We start from the raw sequence: 18,617 nt of genomic DNA on the forward strand, positions 1-18,617 counted from the left end.
TGACTAGCGCAGAAAAAATAATGGAAATAACTTCTGAGCGCATTGACGATATTCCTGTGATAGTGGAGTGGCTCAAACAGATGGAGATAGCCAAATGTATTGACCAAAAACTGACCGAACCACACGGAAATCACAAAGGGCTAAGTTACGGTCAATTAGGTGTATTGTTATTAACATACATCATTACCCAGTCAGACCATCGGTTGAGTGCTGTGGAACCTTGGGTGCAAACACATCGAACGATTTTAGAGTTAACTACAGGGTGGTCGATAGGGGAAAAAGATACTACTGATGACCGATTGGCAAGGGTAGTCGAAGAGCTAGGGAAGCAATCACACGCAAGAGTGGAAATTGAGATAAAGTTAGGACGGCATCTGATTCGTGCCTACGAATTGCCAACTGTTATAGCACGAGCGGATACAACTAGTTTTAGTGTGAATCATACTCAAGGAGATTCACTAGAAGAAAATCTACTAAGTTATGGCTATTCCAAAGACAGGCGTCCAGATTTATTGCAATACCGTCAATTACTGGCAACTCTCGACCCAATGGGAATGCCATTAGTCAGCGCCACCCTTGAAGGGAATGGAGCTGATGACCCAATATATTTTCCCACTTGGGAAAAAATGGTGAAAGTAATTGGGCATAAAAAGTTCGTCTTTATTGCCGATTGTAAAGCAGGTTCGATTGCAACTCGTGGTGCCATTGCAGCAAACGGAGGTATTTACTGCTTCCCTGTTCCCATGAGTGGGCAACACCCCCAATATTTGAAGCAATGGGTACTCTTACCGCCCGCAGAAATCAAGGAGATTCGTTTACCGCGACAAGATGAAGAAGAACCAGCTGTGTCCAAAGGCTTTGAAGTGGAGTTAGGCAAGTTTTGGTTCAACGAAGAAACTAACAAGTGGGTACGTTGGCATGAACGCTATTTGGTAGTTTATTCCCAAAGCTTTGCAGCATCTGCTATCCGTGGTCAACAGCAACGCATCTTGAGCGCTCAAACTGCTCTAGATAAATTAGCAGCCAAACCAGGAGAGGATCCACAAGCATTAGCTCATAAAGTAGAAAACATACTTGAGCGCTATCGTGTCAAAGATTTCTTCAAGACCAGCATTACAGAACAAATCATTCAACAGACTCGTTATATCGGACGAGGACGACCATCAAAAAATTCTCCAACTCAAGAAGTCACTAGTAGTCTGTCACATCAACTTTGCTGGGTGGCGCTGATGTTATGGTAAGCTATTTACAAAAGTGGTCAAGGTGACATCATGGCAAAAAAATATACTGTAAATTTAACTAAGGAGGAAGTAGAAAAACTGCGATCGCTAATTAGGTGCGGCAAAAGTAAAGCCAGAAGTATTACCCGCGCCCATATACTTTTGATGGCATGGGAGGGAGAGACAGACAAAGCGAGCCTCCAGGCGGAGGAGCTTCGCTAACGCAGACAGATTGCGAGTCAGCATCTCGACAGTTGAGCGCACCCGCGCCAAGTACGTTAACAGTGGAATTGAGGCTACGCTGAGCGATCGCGAGCATCCACCCAAACCACGAAAACTCGATGGTTTTCAAGAAGCATTTCTGATTGCAACAGCGTGTTCAGAACCTCCGGATGGACGTACAAGATGGACACTACGGCTTTTAGCAGACCGGATAGTGAGTTTAGATGTTGTGGATACTGTTAGTTATGAAACTGTGCGTTCCTATTTAAAAAAAACGATGTCAAGCCGTGGCTAAAGGAACAGTGGTGTATACCTAGGGTGGATGCCGAGTATGTTTTACGGATGGAAGATTTGTTAGATTTATATGGCGAACCTTACGATCCAAAACGTCCGGTAGTTTGTTTCGATGAACGTCCATATCAATTGTTAGAAGATGTCAGAGAACCTTTACCAGCCGAGCCAGAACAACATCTTCGATATGATTACGAGTATAAAAGAAATGGTAGTGTCAATATATTTGCTTTCTTTCAACCATTAGCAGGTTGGCGACATATGGAAGTGACACAACAGAGGACAAAAGTAGATTTTGCAAAACAAATGAAGGATTTAGTAGATGTTTATTGCCCAGAAGCTGAAGTTATTCGTCTAGTACTTGATAATCTGAATACACATAATCCAGCCTCTTTGTATGAAGTTTTTGAGCCACAAGAAGCGCGTCGAATTATCCAAAAATTAGAGTTTCACTACACACCAAAACACGCCAGTTGGTTAAATCAAGTTGAAATTGAATTTTCTGTTTTATCCCGACAGTGTTTAGAGCGACGGATCAAAGACGTACAAACGTTGTCGCAGGAAATCGCTAGTTGGGAACAACAACGGAATGCTGTCTATGCCAGTGTAAATTGGCGCTTTAAGACTACTGATGCACGGAGAAAGATGGAGCGCTTATACCCAAGTGTCTTACCCAGCAAAGTTGATGTGACAGACTACTAGTATTTGTCTTCAACTTCATATCCAGCAAGTTGATGACGCGATAAAGGAGGCAGAAACTTTGGCAGGGTGGCGATTGTATGTTACTAATGCGCCAATTACTCAACTGAGTCTCTCACAAGCCGTAGCGTATTATCGAGACGAATGGCTTTTAGAGCGAGGGTTTCACCGTTTTAAAAGGGGTTGTTTGCCCGCTTTACCCATTTATTTCCAAGACCAAAACCGAATCACTGGTTTGATGTTCTTATTGAACATCGCTTTGCGGGTATTTACTTTGATGGAGTTTGTGGTACGGCAGGCACTTATAGAAACTCAACAATCGTTGGCTGGTCTTTACGATGGCAATCCCAAGCGAAAAACTGAACGCCCATCAGCAGAGAAAATGCTCAAAGCTTTTTGTAATTTAACTCTCTATTTTTTACCTGATTCTACCATCTTCATGACGCCTTTGTCTGAGCTACAAAAACAAATTCTTTGTTTCATGAAAATGCCCTCTTCCCTTTATCAGGTAGATTCTGTGGGTAGCTCGACGTGATTTTACCACTTGCGGTCGGATAATACACGCAATTGAAATCCCATTTCAACATGAGTCTTTACCGTGTATTACATCGTAAATCTAACTTGGAATAGTGCTGCCGTACCCTGTATTACACAGAAGAGCCTGTTTTCATGTAACACCCTCGCTCAGGAATTCCCCTCCCATGTAATACACGGAATTCCTCATTTTCTTTTTCCATGTATTACACTGTTACTCTCTTCTACCCTTTCCCACGTATTACACGGTATTAGCACAATCTCATCCCTTATGAGGTTTTTCCTTACCCTGTCAGGCATTAATTCCTCTCTCCCTTCAAAAATGAGCGAACGTACAGCAGATAGGGTTTGGTTTTGTTAAAGCTTGTTAAACTTTAAGCATTACAGGCAAGATGGTTTTTTCTGTGATACGTTGTGAGTATTTAGCTTCTACCTATGAGCGAACGTCCTCTTCTGGATTCATCCGGAGATCGGGAAAATAACGTAGAAAGAGATGACTTGCCACCTCTGAGGTTTGAAACAATCCAAAGAGCCAGAGAAGGACTTGCAATGTCTCGCAATCGAGCGGTTCGTGATGCAATTCAAGAAGCGCTTCAGCAAATGACAGTTCTGAGTGAGGGAGGTTCTGAATCTAGAGCAAGTGGCGCTACTCGTCGTTTTGTCCTGCGGGCGTTCATTCAAACACTTTTTAAAGTTAGGGTTGAAAATTTGGAACGCCTGCCTCATGGTGCTGCGGTGCTTGCTGCCAATCACCTCAATCATATCGACCCTTTTCTACTGCTGTCTCAAATTCCCCCATCACCCTACTATTACATTTTTGGTGACGCACGTACACTCTACAACAAATGGTGGAAGCGCCAAATTTTGAATTTTGCAGGTGGTGTTATTCCTATAGAACGTCGTTGGAAAGAAGAGATGGCAGTGATAGAAGACGCTAAAGTAGGAAGGGAAGATTTGCACGATCTGGCTCAAGCGATCGAACAAGATGTTCCAACGGGAAATTCGATTCAAATACTGCGACAAATCAACAGTGCCATTCAGACAATTTTTGCTCAGAACAATGGTATCCTCCTATTTGCAGAAGGACGATTGGGAACAAATGAGGGGAAACTTCACTTACCGCTAAGACAAGGGGCTGTCATTTACGCATTGAAAGCAGGAGTGCCAATCGCACCAGTTGGGCTGATTGGAACAAAAAACCTTTATTTGGGAAAAGAGTTAACCATACGATTCGGTGAACCTTTGTGTTTTCCTCAATCCAACCGACCAACACGACAGGAAGTGAGCACAGCCTTAGAAGCATTGCAGCATGCATTAATTGCCCTGTTGCCACAAAACTATCAAGAGCCAGAAGGTTTAAAGTTATTCCATCATTGTCTCAACCGAATGCTGCAATAGGAAAAGGTTCCATTGGGCAACCTGAGTTCGATGTAATAAAACAGTTACAGCAAAACCTTTTGATTTATCCGGTCGATGGAATGCCGTTGCGCTTTCGGTTAAGAGAAGGTGTTACGAATTATTAAACATTTGAATGATTTCTGGTAACATACTTAAATCTTCGACGATTGCATCGACCTTAACTGGTTCTGCCCAGTGGCGATCGCGCTTCCAAATTGCCTTCATACCAATATTTTTGGCTCCTAAAACATCAACAGTAGGATGATCTCCAACAAATACACTTTGTTCGGGTGTTACGCCTAATTTGTGCAATGCTCTATGGAAAATTTCTGGGTCAGGTTTTCTTACGCCCTCAACCTCTGAAATTAAAATGGTTTCAAAATAATTTTCAATTCCCAATCCTTGAATCGTGCGCCTCTGAAATGTTCCTAAACCATTCGTTACAATCCCTAATAAATATTGCTTTGTTTTGAGAGTACTCAAGGTGGAATATAAGTTAGAAAAGGGAATGCAGTAATGAAGAAATTCCTTTTCATAATCCTGTAGTAAGTCCTGCCAATTCAAGGTTTCAATAGAAAACTCTGACACGAGGCTTTGATAAACTTTGTCTTTCCAAACATAACCATGACAATCCAATTCTATAAATCTGGAAACATAACTGTCTTGTGAAATATGATGCAATGCTGGTAATCGATTATATTGAGTTGAGATAAATTGTTTCAGAGAAGTCTCGCGATCGAGAAGAGTTCCATCTAAGTCAAAAAGGATAGCTTTAATCATTGTATTTGAGAAGGCTAGTAGTAGTATGGCACAATATTAACTATCAGCAAAACTCTTAGAGGATATTTGAAAAGTTATGATTGATGTATCAAATATTTTTTACCCCTCCCTAACCCTCCCCTTGGAAAGGGGAGGGAACTGAACTTTTCTTGTTTCCCCCCTTTCCAAGGGGGGATTAAGGGGGGTAATAATGCAAGAAAAATCACAGCCAACCACTTTTTAAACATCCTCTTAGGACGAGATGAATACATGAAAGATTTCGATCGAGGGAATAAGAGCATAACAAATAAACATGAACTAGCAAAGAAAATTTACGAAGTTTCTCACCTTACTGGGTCTTTCACCCTACGGTCTGGAAAGATAGCAAATGAGTACTTTGATAAGTATCAATTTTGTTGCGATCCTGTCTTGCTTGATTCTATTGTTAGACAATTGGTCAAGCGCATTCCAAACGACACTGAAGTCCTTGCAGGTCTTGAACTTGGCGGTATTCCAATTGTAGTGCTTTTATCACATTACTCTGGCTTACCTGCTGCTTTTGTCCGAAAAGAGGCAAAGAAATATGGAACTGCTCGTGTAAGCGAAGGGACGCAAGTCAATGGTCGCAAAGTTTTAATTGTAGAAGATGTAGTCACCTCTGGAGGTCAGATTGTCATCTCAGCCCGTCAACTACGTGAACTTGGTGCTCAAATTGATTCGGCACTTTGCGTTATTGACAGACAAGAAGGCGCTGTTGACTCACTTGCGTCTATTGGTATCACGCTCTTTCCTTTACTCAAACGAGATGACCTCTCTTAGCCAAGGCTACTTAAAAACCTGTCTTTTGGGAGATGCTATACATTCACCTATCCACTAGCGTGTTATAAAAGTTCTTTGAGTTAAGAACAGGTTAAAAGGTATTAAAAACACCTATAAATAAGGTGGTGAATTTATGGAACAATTCGACAAGCACAGAGATATGGAAAGGTTCCTTTGCCCTCGCGCTAGTTATCGGGGTAAACTTAAACCCGAGCATTTGGTGTTTAACGCCAATCTTCAAGAATTTTCTCATAAAGTCAGTTATATTGCCAGTCTCCAAACTGGTGGAAAACTTGAACCAAACGAAGCTTACGAACAGATTAAAGCTCTTTGGAAACAGTTAAAACGCAGTAAAAAAGAACTTGGTATTGGAAACGAACTCTCATATGTTCAGCCAGACTTGCTAGATGAAGCTTGATTGTCCTATTGTGCTAAGCGGCTCGATCGGTGTATGAGTCATACCGTTTTTGAATATCAAGGCGGTATTTTTTTTTTCTTGACTTTACAAAAAAATATGAGAAACTAAGAATTAGTGTAACTAAATATTTAGAACAGGCTCTATGGCTTATAGTCTTGTCTGACTTTGCAGAGGCAACTTTCAACAAGTACGTGATGGCGTAAATCAAGCATTTTTTGCCCCTGCTTTCTTACTTCTGATGATTGTACTAGTTCAGTCTAGATAGTAAACTGGTAGTCAATAAGCAGTTGCAATTCGTAACTGATATGCGATCGCATTTTTTTCACTAAATAGTAAGAATACTAAGTATTTGTGTGACTAAATATAAGTTCGACTAATACAATTGCAGAACGAGTGGACTTGTAATTTCCAAGTACGCTTGAGCTTCTTACCGCCCTAAAAAGGTTGTAGACGTTTACAAAAGGAAGACACTAATGGGACAAAGTCATAGAGAACATTTTGAAGAAGGTAAACTGAGATTTGGTTCTTTTCAAATTCCACCTGCTCTGAAATCTTTAAATGTCTGTTGTTTCGTAATTGGAGAAAGTGTATCTTTTTTTGGCTCTTGGATGACCCAAATAGCCTTGGTATGGATGGTTTATCAATTAACTAATTCAGCCGTGTTAGTTGGTGTTGCTGGATTTACCAATCAAGCTATGGGGCTAATTATTACACCTTTAGTAGGAGTCTTGTTGGATCGCTGGAATTTGCGATATGTGTTACTAGCAACTCAGTTACTATCTATTCTTTTGTCCTCTATGCTAACTATTCTGACTCTTAACGGTCATCTCAACGTTATATGGATTATTGTCATTGGTACTCTTCAGGGGACAATAAAAGCTTTTGATCTACCAGCACGTTTGGTAACAATTCCCAGACTAGTAGAGAATAAAGCAGAGACTTACAGCGCAATTTCTATCCATTCTTTCTCGATTAATACAGCTAAGTTTGCCAGTCCAATGATTGCAGGTATATTGCTTGCTAGATCTGGAGCAGCCGCTTGTTTTTTAATAGATGCTGTTACCTATATACCCTTTATATCTGCAATTTTAACTACCCATATTAGAGCAGTTCCCAAAGAGTCTTCATCTAAAAAAACTCCTTTTTTAAAAAATTTAAAAGAAGGGTTTGTTTTTGCATATAATTTTTTGCCTATCAGATATGTTTTTGTGTTACAAATCGTTATCTGTTTTATGGCAATGACCCATGTTAATTTAATGCCTATTTTTACTCAAAAAATCTTATCTGGTAATGCTGAGACTATGGGATTGCTGATGACCGCTTCAGCACTGGGTTCGATAATAGCAGGTTTTTATCTTATTCTTCGCAAGCAAGTCATAGGCTTAGAAAAAGTGATAACACGTTCTACGGTAATTTTAGGCTTGGGTTTGATGCTTTTTTCTCGTTCTACCAATCTAGAAATTTGTTTGGTTTTAATTTTTCTAGTAGGAATGAGTAATACTTTAACTCTGGCTGCAATCGGTAACTTTGTTCAATCAATTTTGCCAGACGAAGATAAACGAGGTAGAGTGACAAGTATATTTACAACAGGTTTTTTGGGAATACTACCTTTTGGTAATTTGTTTTTTGGAGGATTAACAAATCAAATGGGAGTTGCTAATGCTCTATTTTTTGGTGGTATGTGTTGTCTTTTGGGAGCTTTTTATTTCTCCCGACAGGAGTCTAAAATGCGAAGTATATTACATTCGGTATATGTAAAAATGGGTTTAACAGTAACCAACAATCCGTAGGTAGGGCTAAAGCCCACCAAAGCACGAATGGTGGGCTTTAGCCCTACCTACATCTAGCTATTTCTGACTAATTGTTGGAGGAGTAATTGCTGCATATTGTTGAGGTGTCAGCAAAGCTTCCTGAATATTAAGAGGCTTCGGAAGTAAACCATTTCTATAAAAGTAATCAGCGACTCGCTGTTGTTCTTTCACTAAATCTGGAGAAATTGCTCTCAATCCATAGGTACGACGGCTAATTACCAAATCAATGACATCCGGAGGTAGTTTCTGTTCTGGTGCGATTAACTTTGCTGTCTCTTTAGGATGTGCTTCAGCCCATCGCTCGATTTTGTCTATTTCTTCAATCACTATCCTTAATAATTCAGGGTTATCTATAGCAAATTGTTTTCCTGCTATGTAGTATCCACCAGGAGAATCAAGCCCTTGAGAAGTTCTGAGAACCCGAACTTTACCCATTCTTTCAGCTATAGCTAGATGGGGATCTCCTGTCACCCAAACAGGAATTTTTCCTTCCAGAAATGTTGCGCGAGCTTCTACGTTAGGTATACTTAAAACTTGAATATCACTATATTTCAAACCCACATCTTCTAAAGCTCTTAGAATAAAGTAGTGTGATGCAGAAGCTTTTTGGAAAACGACTTTTTGCCCCTTAATGTTTTTTAGAGTCTTAATGGGTGAATCTGGCGGAACAGCAATGACACTACCTCGACCAGTCTTTTCAGTGCGCCGTCTACCAACAACATAGACAATTTCAGCACCGGCTGCTTGGGCAAAAATAGGCGGAGTTTCTCCCACAGAACCCAAATCCACTTTACCCACATTCATAGCTTCCATCAGTTGAGGACCTTGGGCAAATTGCGCCCATTCTACCTTGACCCCCAAAGGTTCTAGACGCTTTTCCAAGACTTTCGTGACCCTAACCAAATCGCCTGCTTGTTGATACCCCATCCGGAGTACTTTTGTCTTGATACCAGATGTTTTAGTATTATCTGACACTGGGCGAGCAGAAGATTGTGTTTCTGTCTCTGTTTTTAAGTTATCTCCACTACAACTAATTAAAGTGAACGAAGTTGCAATGGTTAGTATTCCTGGTATTATAAGCGCTTTAATGCTGTGAAAAATGCTGAAAGATTGAGTTCTGACTGTAACAACCATATATAGATACCGTTTCTGTATAAAGTTTTAAGAAAGTTTCAGGTAGTATTAACCTACCTGAAACGCATTTAGCCCTTGTACCCAATGGGGATTAGAGATTGGGGATTAGAGACTGGGGATTATTTTTTATTTCTCGTTCCCAGGTAGAACCTGGGAATGCCTTACGGGAGGCTCCGCCTCCTGTACTCTACCTGGAGTGCGAGGCAGAGCCTCGCTGTCTGCATTCCTAGGCTCCGCCTGGGAACGAGAGAGCAAAATTTAATCCCTAACCCGCAAGTATTCTTCCGCTTCTTTCTCAATTGCCGTACCTTTAAAGAAGTCACGATTGAGGCTGGTGTACAACTCCAAAGGATGAATAGATAAGAAATAACGTAAGTCTTCTTTACTAAGAATTCCCCGTTCTACCATGCTGTAAGCGTTAGAGACCACAGCTGTAATATCAGGTACATCCCAATGACCGGAATCGGAACCCAAAAATGCTTTAACGCGTTGGCTTTGCCCACCGCAGGTATCGCCAAATGGATTTGCCTTTTGATGGAAAGCGTAAGCAACACGAGTATCATCTGACTCTATGCCAAAGTAGAAGTGATTCAAAAAGCGATCGACAATTTTAGAACCGCCCACTTGAGCCAGATAGTCAAGAAAAGCTGGTTCAAATTCCTGAGTATGTACATCGGTATCAATGATAGGATAACCTAGTTGCTCCCGAATCTGTGCTGACCGAGTCTTCTTTTTAGGACGCTCAAGTGCAATTGTCATGGCGATTTCTCCATACTGGTGTCACTCGTTGACTTTTAGTTGTCGTCAATCTCTCACAAACATCGAGCCAGACTTTGTAGGAAGTCTGTTGTTCTTAACCTAGTTAGTCCCGTTACAGAGCGGTGTTGAATCGAAGCAACAAAACTTTATCTATTTTTAACAATGCCTGCTGTTTTACAACAAGTACGGCTTACTCGTAATACCTGTGCTCGACCTTTAAAACTTTGGATAGTTTGTTTGTGCGGTATTTGTGATACTTAAATACGGTTAATTGACTGATTTACCGTATTTATTTATAGTATAATTACACAACACCAGGTGAAATACAACCCCCAAGCAACAATATGTAACTCTATATTTTCAGATCTGATTAAAAAAATACGAGACAATACGTGCCGTTTGAAATGAGTCGTGAGAAATTTATAATCAAGAAGGCGAACAGAATTTGCTACTATATAAACAAAGCCTTCCTAGATGGACTTTATTAACATAACCTGCCTAGCGCCTGTTTTATTTGTATAGCCGAGATTTCTAATTTCTAGAACTCAATGAAATTGAACCTTGAATTGACACAATATTACTACTTAATCTCTCACAATTGAACTAGGATTGCTATAGCAAAACTATAACTAAAAATGACAGCCAATCACACCCGAAAAACTATCTTTTTGCAAACCGTTCCGATTTTTCTGGGGTTGTTTGTTATGAGTGCGCTAGTTGCGGGAACGTTAAAGTATTATTTTGTCTCGCGTCATCAACAGTTAAATTCCACAAAGACATTTGTACATCAACAAAAACAAGTCCACAATTTATTACAACTTATGCAACAGCGATTGATGATTGCTCATGATGTTGCCAGATGGAAATGGAATAAGAAACTCCCTATAGAAGACCGCCAGCGCGAACAGGAATTAATAACAAAAGTACGTCAGCAAGCAAGAGTTTATAACATCCAAACTGATACAGTTACAGCTTTTTTTCAAGGACAGATAGAAGCTGGAAAACAAATACAGAAAGCTGATTTTCAAACTTGGCAAAAGCAAGGAATAAAATTTTTTACTAATATCCCAGATTTGAAGAAAAATATAAGACCATCACTAGATAAATTAAATGAGGAATTTTTTCCTGTATTAGCAGAAGTCATTCCATCTCTTGGTTGTTCTTCAGTACGCGAGTCTATTCAATCGCGTGCTCCAATTATTCTTAAGGGAGATGGTATCGATCGAAAAGTGCAACGTACTGCTCTTGCGCCTTTGTTAGAAATTAAGGAAGGTTCTTGCCCGAAGACTTCTCCTTAATATGAGATTCATTAGCATTGAGCAGATTCTGATGAACTAGATCCCGAAATACGGAAAGCTGCTGCATAAAGAAGAGCGAACCTGCAATACAGGCACTCGCACCAAAGATGACGGTATTAGCAGCACCAATGTAGCTAGCCAAGATACCAGCAATTAAGTTGCCTACAGGAACTGCTCCAGTAGATGCCATAACATAAAGACCCGTAATTTGACCGCGCATCTCATCTGTAACCAATAACTGGAGTACCGTGCGACCCGAAATGATTTGCAAAATAAAACCGAAACCAGCTACTACGAGCGCAAGCAGTGAAAGCCATAAGATGTGGGACAAGGCGAAAACGATTAAGCTCATTCCCATGAGAACTGGTCCAAATGCCAGGGCTTTCTCAAACCCAAACTTACTTGGGCGTCCACTCAAGTAAATTCCACCGATTAACGTTCCAACACTTGAAGCCGCCATAAGAAAGCCAAATGTGTTGGGTCCTCCTTGCAAAACTTCGGCAGCAAAAATGGGTCCCAAGGCGAGGAAAAATCCCCAGACACAGCAAACTAAAGCCGCTCCAATCGCAACCCACCGAATTGGCAGAAAACTGAAGGCGTAGATAAAGCTTGTTCTAAATTCTACTAGAGGTTTCCGTGTAGAAATGATGGCTTTTTTAGGAGCAAGCCGCATTGCGAGGAGGGCAATAATTACAGCGATGTAACTGATACTGTCGATCGCAAAACAAACGCCTGCTCCAAATGCTGCATTCAACAAGCCTGCTACTGCGGGTCCAACCATAGTCGCAACGCTAACCAAGGACGAATATAAAGCGATCGCATTCTCAAGATTTTCCCTTCCAACTGTTTCTGGTAAAAATGCTTGTCGGGTTGGAATCTCAAAAGCATTGACGATCCCTTGCACTAAAGAGAGAACTATAATGTGCCAGATGTTTATCGTACTTGTTAGAGCCAGCGACGTTAAGCTTAAAGACTTAAGCATTCCCAGAATCTGGGCGACTGTGAGGATGCGGTGACGATTCCAGCGATCGGCTACAATTCCACCTAGAGGAATCAAAACAAAAGTAGGAATTTGGGTAACAAAGCCTACAAGACCAAGCAACCAAGCAGAACTAGTCAGGTGATACACAAGCCAAGCAGTCGCCACCTGAGTCATGGATGTTCCAACCAAAGAAATTGCTTGACCTATGTAGTACAGCGAAAAATTCCTGAAACGGAAAGTATTAAGCATGACTGGTAATTTTTTGTCTCTGTTTAGTTATTTGGGATTTATATCAACCGAACTAGATTTGAATTCTTCTGCTGGAAAAGCAATAAATCCAGTTTTCACTCCTCGTTGGAATCCTGCTTGCTCGTAAAAGCGTAATGTCTCCTCACGTTTTGAGCCACTCAGAAGCATAACTTTGTAACATTGTTGCTTCCATGCAAGATTTAAAGCATAACGCAGCACTTGCGTACCAATTCCCTGCTGTCGATAATAAGAATGGGTGACAACATTTTCGATAATTCCGTATGGACGTGCGCCGCGTGTCAAGTTGGGAACAATGGTTAAGTTACAGCTTGCTACTAATTGGTTGGAAAGCTCGGCTACTATGTAATAAAGACGCGGATCGGACAGAATTTTATCCCACAGGGACTGCAACACATCGTCTGATGGCAAAGGCGCATCGACAGGATTCAAGTGGCTGTACAAGGAGAGAAGTTGTGGGAGTTCGTCATATGCAATCAAGCGAACGGTAATTGCCATATCTCACAAATGAGCAAAAGGTATTTACTGAAATTATTATGACCAAATACAGACAAGATGCGGTATCTTGATAAGAATACTGTATTTTTAATTGGAGTTGCCAAAACCAATTCCAATTAGTGTCAAAGAAATTGTTTGGAATTGCCATTAAACAGGAGAAGATGAGGCGTGCTTTATTAGGGATTTTAAGGATATGGATGTAAATACGCAGTGGATAAAAACAGATGTGCTTGTCATTGGAGGCGGTACAGCAGGGACAATGGCAGCTATTAAAGCAAAACAAGCTTCTTCAAATGCAGATGTTCTGATTCTGGAAAAGGCAAATATTCGTCGTAGTGGTGCGATCGCAATGGGAATGGATGGTGTGAATACCGCAGTTATTCCGGGACACTCCACCCCAGAACAATATGTCCGCGAAATCACCATTGCCAACGATGGTATTCTCCATCAAAAAGCTGTTTATCAAACAGCAAAGCTTGGTTATGAAACAATTCAAGAATTGGAAAGTTGGGGTGTAAAGTTCCAAAAAGATCCTCAAGGGAATTATGATGTCAAGCAAGTTCATCGGGTAGGTAAGTATGTACTACCCATGCCAGAAGGCAAAGACCTCAAACCCATTCTCACTCGACAAGTTAAACGCCATAAGGTAAACGTAACTAACCGCGTCATGGCAACTCGGGTGTTAGTGAAAGAAGGAAAAGCAATTGGTGCAGTTGGGTTTGACGTGCGTGGCGGAGATTTTGTCATTATTCAGGCAAAAGCTGTTATTCTCTGTACGGGAGCTTGCGGACGCTTGGGGCTTCCTGCATCTGGCTATCTCTACGGGACTTATGAGAACCCTACCAATGCAGGGGATGGTTATTCAATGGCTTACCATGCAGGAGCAGAACTCAGCAATATTGAATGCTTTCAAATCAACCCCCTCATTAAGGACTATAACGGTCCCGCCTGTGCTTACGTTGCAGGTCCGTTTGGTGCATATACAACAAACGCTGAAGGATACCGCTTCATTAGCTGCGATTACTGGAGCGGACAAATGATGTTGGAAATTTGGAAAGAATTAAATTCTGGTAAAGGTCCAATCCAACTACAGATGAGCCATTTAGATGAAGATACCATTTCTGAAATTGAATCAATTTTGTGGTCAAACGAACGCCCAAGCCGAGAGCGCTTTCACCAAGGGAGAGGCGAAGACTACCGCACGCACGGTGTGGAGATGAGTATCTCAGAAATTGGGCTATGTAGCGGACATAGTGCTTCTGGTGTTTGGGTCAATGAAAAGGCAGAAACAACAGTACCGGGGCTGTATGCAGCTGGTGATATGGCAAGTGTTCCCCATAACTATATGATAGGGGCATTTGTCTATGGTCGGTTAGCAGGAACTCATGCGATCGCGTACATTCAAGAGTTGAATCATCAAGAACCCGATCCCGATTTTTTAGAAGCAGAAAAAGCTCGTATTTATGCACCCTTGAATCAACCTAATGGAATTCCCCACACTCAAGTAGAGTATAAGTTACGGCGACTGGTCAACGACTACTTGCAACCGCCAAAGTCTGGTAACAAAATGGAGATTGGGTTAAAGCATTTTGTTCGCTATCACGATACGTTAGCACAGATGGGGGCGCGTGACCCTCACGAACTGATGCGTTGTATGGAAGTGCATTTCATTCGTGACTGTGCGGAAATGGCTGCACGAGCATCCTTATATCGTCGGGAAAGCCGTTGGGGTCTATATCACTACCGCTTGGACTTTCCAGAAAAGAATAACGAAGAATGGTTTTGTCATGTAAATTTAAAGAAAGATGAGGCGGGGGAAATAATGCTATTTAAGCGTCCTGTTGAACCTTATATCGTGAAGGTTGATATTGCAAAAGAAGTTTATGATGTGACTGTTTACAGTAATTGAAACCTGTAGTTTATCTAATTATGTCTTTACCCTCCTATTTTGCTCGTCGCTCGTTCCACTATGGTTGGATCGTTGCAGGATTAACTTTTCTTTCTCTACTGATTGCTGCTGGAATTCGAGCAACTCCCGGCGTTTTCATGGTTCCCCTAGAGCAGGAATTCGGTTGGTCAAGAGCAACAATTTCGTTGGCAATTTCGATGAACTTAGTCCTTTATGGATTAATTGGACCATTTGCGGCGACGGTATATGGGCAATTAGGAATTCGGCGCACGATGGTATTCGCTTTGGCATTTTTAGGGGTTGGTGTGAGCTTAACTACACTGATGTCACAACCATGGCAATTAGTATTGGTATGGGGTATTATCGTAGGTTGCGGGACAGGGGTAATTGCCTTGGTCTTGGGTGCGATCGTAGCGAATCGGTGGTTTGTGGAACGACGAGGCTTGGTAGTTGGTGTTCTTACTGCTAGTACAGCTACCGGACAATTGGTTTTCTTACCATTACTGGCTTCCATTGTGGAACGCTTTGGTTGGCGCTATGCGGCGTTGGCGATCGCCGGAGTCACGTTTCTGATTATTCCGTTGATTGCTTTGTTCATGCGCGATCGACCCTCTCAAATTGGTTTGCGCCCTTTTGGTGACACAAATGAAACTTCCCTGGAAGTGCAAGAGTCGCAACAGTCTCAAGTTAATCCTATTACGACTACACTAAATGCGCTAAGAATGGGAATACGCGAGCAGGACTTTTGGTTATTAGCAGGCAGTTTCTTCATTTGTGGCGCTAGCACCAACGGGTTAATCGGCACCCATCTGATTCCGGCTTGCATCGATTATGGCATTCCTGAAGTCAAAGCAGCTGGTTTGCTTGCCGTCATGGGGATGTTTGATTTTGTGGGGACAACAGCATCTGGTTGGCTGAGCGATAAGCTGAGTACAGCTTGCGCTTCGCAACGCTGGAACAATCGCTATTTGTTGTGCTGGTACTATGGACTGCGGGGATTGTCTTTAATTTTCTTGCCCTTTAGTTTTGCTTCGTTTCATGGTCTCTCGATTTTCGCAATTTTCTATGGTTTAGATTGGATTGCCACAGTACCGCCAACGGTAAGGTTAACAACCCAGGTGTTTGGCAAAGAAAAAGCGGGGGTGATGTTTGGTTGGATTGTGGCGGCACATCAAATCGGGGCAGCAACTGCAACTCTGACAGCAGGCACAATGAGAACTACCTTAGGTACTTATATGCAGGCATTTATCTTGTCGGGCGTACTGTGCATTTTGGCAGCATTGTTTGTACTCCGTATTGGGCAAAATCCTATTACAGGTAAGCCACAAACTGCTTCAACTTAAGTGAATATAGTGGTTTTCAATTGAGTGCAATATATAAAAAAGTTATGGAACCGCAGCCTGTAGCAGATGAACGCAGATAAATCTGTGCTTTATTTAATTGAAAACCGCTATTATTTATGTTGTTTTTATCGTTTTTAAGAACTCAATGTTCAATTCTAATTTCTCTCCTAGCCACAGAGCATGCTTGGTATGATCTGCCACATCATCACCTGTGGAGGGATGAACGAGAATATCTAATCCCTCTCGATTGAGCATTAACCAAGGCACAACTTTGCTAAATTGTTCTGGTGAGAATGCAACTTGATACATTGATTTTGGGTGCGGACCAATAGGTTGATCGTGCCAACGTCCAAGTTGTACCTCAAACCTAGCACCCAATTCTTCACGTACACGCTCAGCCGTCTCACGACTTGCAGCATCAAAATAAACGTGAGCGTGAAAACCAGTGATTTCAATAGTATCTTTTTGTACCACTATTAGCTCTACTTTTTGCTTTTAAGTTTATGGGTGGCAATCATGGAAGGGGAACCTTTACCCACGAAAACCTATAATCATATAGCTTTTAAAATAACTGAAGATGACTACGAACTCTATGCTGTCAAAGTTAAAAGTCTTGGGATAGAAGTGAAAGAAGGTCGAAGCCGTGTGGAAGGTGAAGGACGTTCCTTATATTTTCATGACTATGATAATCATTTATTTGAATTACATACAGGAACTCTAAGTCAGCGATTACAAAGGTATCAAAACGAGAGCACAAAATTATCTCAAGAATTATACCAATGACTATTTATGATTCCATCGGACAACAATATTCTACAACCCGTATTCCCGATCGCCGCATTGTCAATACTTTAATTCACTTACTAAATTTACCAAGAGGGAGCACTATTGCCGATCTTGGTGCTGGAACAGGTGGTTACAGTCTAGCATTAGCCGATCTCGGATTTTCTATCTATGCCATAGAACCTTCTTTCGTGATGCAAACTCAAGCGCTCGAACATCCAGACATTAAATGGATAGCTGGTTATGCAGAAGCTATTCCTCTACCAGATAACTCTGTTGATGGGTTGATAAGTATTTTGACAATTCACCACTTTTCTGACTTAGAAAAAGCTATCCGCGAGATGCATCGGGTTGTCAAATCTGGGGCAATAGTCTTGCTAACCTTTGATATAAGGCTGGCTGAAAAGATATGGTTGTATGATTACTTTCCTTGGCTTTGGGAAGATGCGCTACGATTTCTACCACTTCAAGAACTTACTAATCTAATTCAATCAAGTACCAAAAGAAGTGTTGAATCCATACCTTTTTTGTTACCTCACGATTTGTCCGATTTGTTTGCAGCAGCAGCATGGAAACGCCCACAATTGTATTTACAACCTGAAGTACGTGCGGGAATCTCTTCTTTTGCTTTAGCCAACTCTAACGTTATCGATCCCGCAGTTAAGTCTCTTGCAGTAGATTTAAGTAGCGGTCAATGGGATGCGAAATATGGAAAAATTCGGCAGCTAACAGAAATTGATGTTGGTTATCGTTTCCTACAAGCAACACTTGAAAAGTAAACAGTGTTTGATAATGTTTTCTTTGCCAGATTTATCTTGCACTCGGCGTTTTTTTGTGTTTCACCCCATGTCTCTTAGAGATGATTTATAAAGTAAACATTAAGACACTGTAGGTTGGGTTTCGTTCCTCAACCCAACTTACATAATACATTTGGCTATTTAAGATTTACTTGATCAATGACCTCTTAAGGTAAGTCGAACCAATGATAATAGAACTTACGTATAGCCCCCTTTTTAAGGGGAGCGAAGGGTTTCCTCTAGGTTTGGCAGAGATTGGGGATCTGCAACACGTGAAATCCTCAAAATACCGTTAAGGTTGCATAAGTCCTGTATTAGTTCGTTTTATCAATTTCTATCTATTTCTATCTATTACGGAAAAAATTAGTTCTTGTATAACTAGAACTGATACTATATAAGTGATTAATGCTATCTTTACTCCATTGAGATGACTTAAATACATAGCTATGGGCGGAATACAAAGAAGAATTCCCAGTAAAACGCCTTTTAACAAACGATTTATGAATTTACACATAGAAGTAGATAACCCCAATCAAGATAGTTCAGTCTGTTTTACAATAGCCTAAAAGTAGAGTTAAGAATAGAGGAAATATTCAGAAGTGGGAAGGTTTTATCATTATGGTAATGTTGCTAATCATCAGAGAATGCTGAAGCTTTTTTGTCTGATACAATGGGT

At 41.1% G+C, this 18,617-nt stretch carries 17 protein-coding genes and 1 pseudogene; 12 read left to right on the forward strand and 6 right to left on the reverse strand.

Annotated elements, in window-relative coordinates; genetic code table 11:
- The first annotated feature begins 20 nt into the window (after positions 1-20).
- The 4 genes and pseudogenes from F7734_RS27335 to F7734_RS27350 all read left to right on the forward strand — a co-directional run bounded on the left by F7734_RS27335 (position 21) and on the right by F7734_RS27350 (position 4,364).
- A complete protein-coding gene (locus F7734_RS27335; protein ID WP_243147119.1) occupies positions 21-1,241 on the forward strand; it encodes a DUF4277 domain-containing protein in 1,221 nt (406 codons plus the stop codon).
- A 30-nt stretch (positions 1,242-1,271) separates the two neighbouring features.
- Positions 1,272-2,435 (forward strand): annotated as a pseudogene (locus F7734_RS27340) (IS630 family transposase).
- A gap of 58 nt (positions 2,436-2,493) precedes the next feature.
- Complete coding sequence (locus F7734_RS27345; RefSeq protein ID WP_155747762.1) at positions 2,494-2,967, forward strand: transposase; 474 nt, start codon at positions 2,494-2,496, stop codon at positions 2,965-2,967.
- Between the two features lie 434 nt (positions 2,968-3,401).
- Positions 3,402-4,364 (forward strand): 1-acyl-sn-glycerol-3-phosphate acyltransferase, encoded by a 963-nt coding sequence (locus tag F7734_RS27350; protein ID WP_207714224.1) that lies wholly within the window; start codon positions 3,402-3,404, stop codon positions 4,362-4,364.
- 111 nt (positions 4,365-4,475) lie between these two features.
- On the opposite strand, the gene F7734_RS27355 is transcribed toward F7734_RS27350, so the two are convergent.
- Positions 4,476-5,144, reverse strand: a complete 669-nt coding sequence (locus F7734_RS27355; RefSeq protein ID WP_155747763.1) for an HAD family hydrolase — start codon at positions 5,142-5,144, stop codon at positions 4,476-4,478.
- 249 nt (positions 5,145-5,393) lie between these two features.
- Between F7734_RS27355 and pyrE the strand changes: the two genes are divergently transcribed.
- The 3 genes from pyrE to F7734_RS27370 all read left to right on the forward strand — a co-directional run bounded on the left by pyrE (position 5,394) and on the right by F7734_RS27370 (position 8,150).
- On the forward strand, positions 5,394-5,942 hold the full coding sequence (gene pyrE / locus F7734_RS27360; RefSeq protein WP_155747764.1) for an orotate phosphoribosyltransferase: 549 nt from the start codon (positions 5,394-5,396) through the stop codon (positions 5,940-5,942).
- A 133-nt stretch (positions 5,943-6,075) separates the two neighbouring features.
- The gene (locus F7734_RS27365) at positions 6,076-6,360 is read left to right on the forward strand and encodes a hypothetical protein (protein ID WP_155747765.1); all 285 of its coding nucleotides are present in this window, start codon (positions 6,076-6,078) and stop codon (positions 6,358-6,360) included.
- Positions 6,361-6,833: 473 nt separating this feature from the next.
- Entirely contained in the window at positions 6,834-8,150 is a 1,317-nt protein-coding gene (locus F7734_RS27370) for an MFS transporter (protein ID WP_155747766.1), read from the forward strand.
- A 57-nt stretch (positions 8,151-8,207) separates the two neighbouring features.
- Here F7734_RS27370 and F7734_RS27375 read toward each other — a convergent pair whose 3' ends face one another.
- Both F7734_RS27375 and F7734_RS27380 read right to left on the reverse strand, forming a co-directional pair.
- Complete coding sequence (locus tag F7734_RS27375; protein ID WP_155747767.1) at positions 8,208-9,305, reverse strand: aliphatic sulfonate ABC transporter substrate-binding protein; 1,098 nt, start codon at positions 9,303-9,305, stop codon at positions 8,208-8,210.
- Positions 9,306-9,563: 258 nt separating this feature from the next.
- Entirely contained in the window at positions 9,564-10,064 is a 501-nt protein-coding gene (locus F7734_RS27380) for a hypothetical protein (protein WP_243147120.1), read from the reverse strand.
- 635 nt (positions 10,065-10,699) lie between these two features.
- On the opposite strand from F7734_RS27380, the gene aroQ reads away from it, so the two are divergent.
- Positions 10,700-11,362: a gamma subclass chorismate mutase AroQ gene (aroQ, locus tag F7734_RS27385; protein WP_155747768.1), complete on the forward strand. Its 663-nt coding sequence runs from the start codon at positions 10,700-10,702 to the stop codon at positions 11,360-11,362.
- Here the strand turns inward: aroQ and F7734_RS27390 are convergent.
- A complete protein-coding gene (locus F7734_RS27390; protein WP_155747769.1) occupies positions 11,328-12,593 on the reverse strand; it encodes an MFS transporter in 1,266 nt (421 codons plus the stop codon). The two genes, aroQ and F7734_RS27390, sit on opposite strands and share 35 nt — an antisense overlap.
- Positions 12,594-12,620: 27 nt before the next feature.
- Positions 12,621-13,109 (reverse strand): GNAT family N-acetyltransferase, encoded by a 489-nt coding sequence (locus F7734_RS27395; RefSeq protein ID WP_155747770.1) that lies wholly within the window; start codon positions 13,107-13,109, stop codon positions 12,621-12,623.
- Between the two features lie 193 nt (positions 13,110-13,302).
- Here F7734_RS27395 and F7734_RS27400 point away from each other — a divergent pair, with 193 nt between their 5' ends.
- Both F7734_RS27400 and F7734_RS27405 read left to right on the forward strand, forming a co-directional pair.
- A complete protein-coding gene (locus F7734_RS27400; protein WP_155747771.1) occupies positions 13,303-15,018 on the forward strand; it encodes a fumarate reductase/succinate dehydrogenase flavoprotein subunit in 1,716 nt (571 codons plus the stop codon).
- A gap of 20 nt (positions 15,019-15,038) precedes the next feature.
- Positions 15,039-16,361, forward strand: coding sequence for an MFS transporter (locus F7734_RS27405; RefSeq protein WP_155747772.1), 1,323 nt, complete (start codon positions 15,039-15,041; stop codon positions 16,359-16,361).
- Between the two features lie 114 nt (positions 16,362-16,475).
- Here the strand turns inward: F7734_RS27405 and F7734_RS27410 are convergent, their stop codons facing one another.
- Positions 16,476-16,835 carry a DOPA 4,5-dioxygenase family protein gene (locus F7734_RS27410; protein ID WP_166482182.1) on the reverse strand — a complete coding sequence of 120 codons (360 nt, stop codon included), beginning with the start codon at positions 16,833-16,835 and terminating at the stop codon, positions 16,476-16,478.
- Positions 16,836-16,877: 42 nt separating this feature from the next.
- On the opposite strand from F7734_RS27410, the gene F7734_RS27415 reads away from it, so the two are divergent.
- Positions 16,878-17,144 (forward strand): hypothetical protein, encoded by a 267-nt coding sequence (locus tag F7734_RS27415; RefSeq protein ID WP_207714225.1) that lies wholly within the window; start codon positions 16,878-16,880, stop codon positions 17,142-17,144.
- On the forward strand, positions 17,141-17,923 hold the full coding sequence (locus tag F7734_RS27420; RefSeq protein ID WP_155747773.1) for a class I SAM-dependent methyltransferase: 783 nt from the start codon (positions 17,141-17,143) through the stop codon (positions 17,921-17,923). The genes F7734_RS27415 and F7734_RS27420 overlap by 4 nt, the downstream gene beginning before the upstream one ends.
- Positions 17,924-18,617 lie beyond the last annotated feature (694 nt).

Source organism: Scytonema sp. UIC 10036, assembly GCF_009725235.1.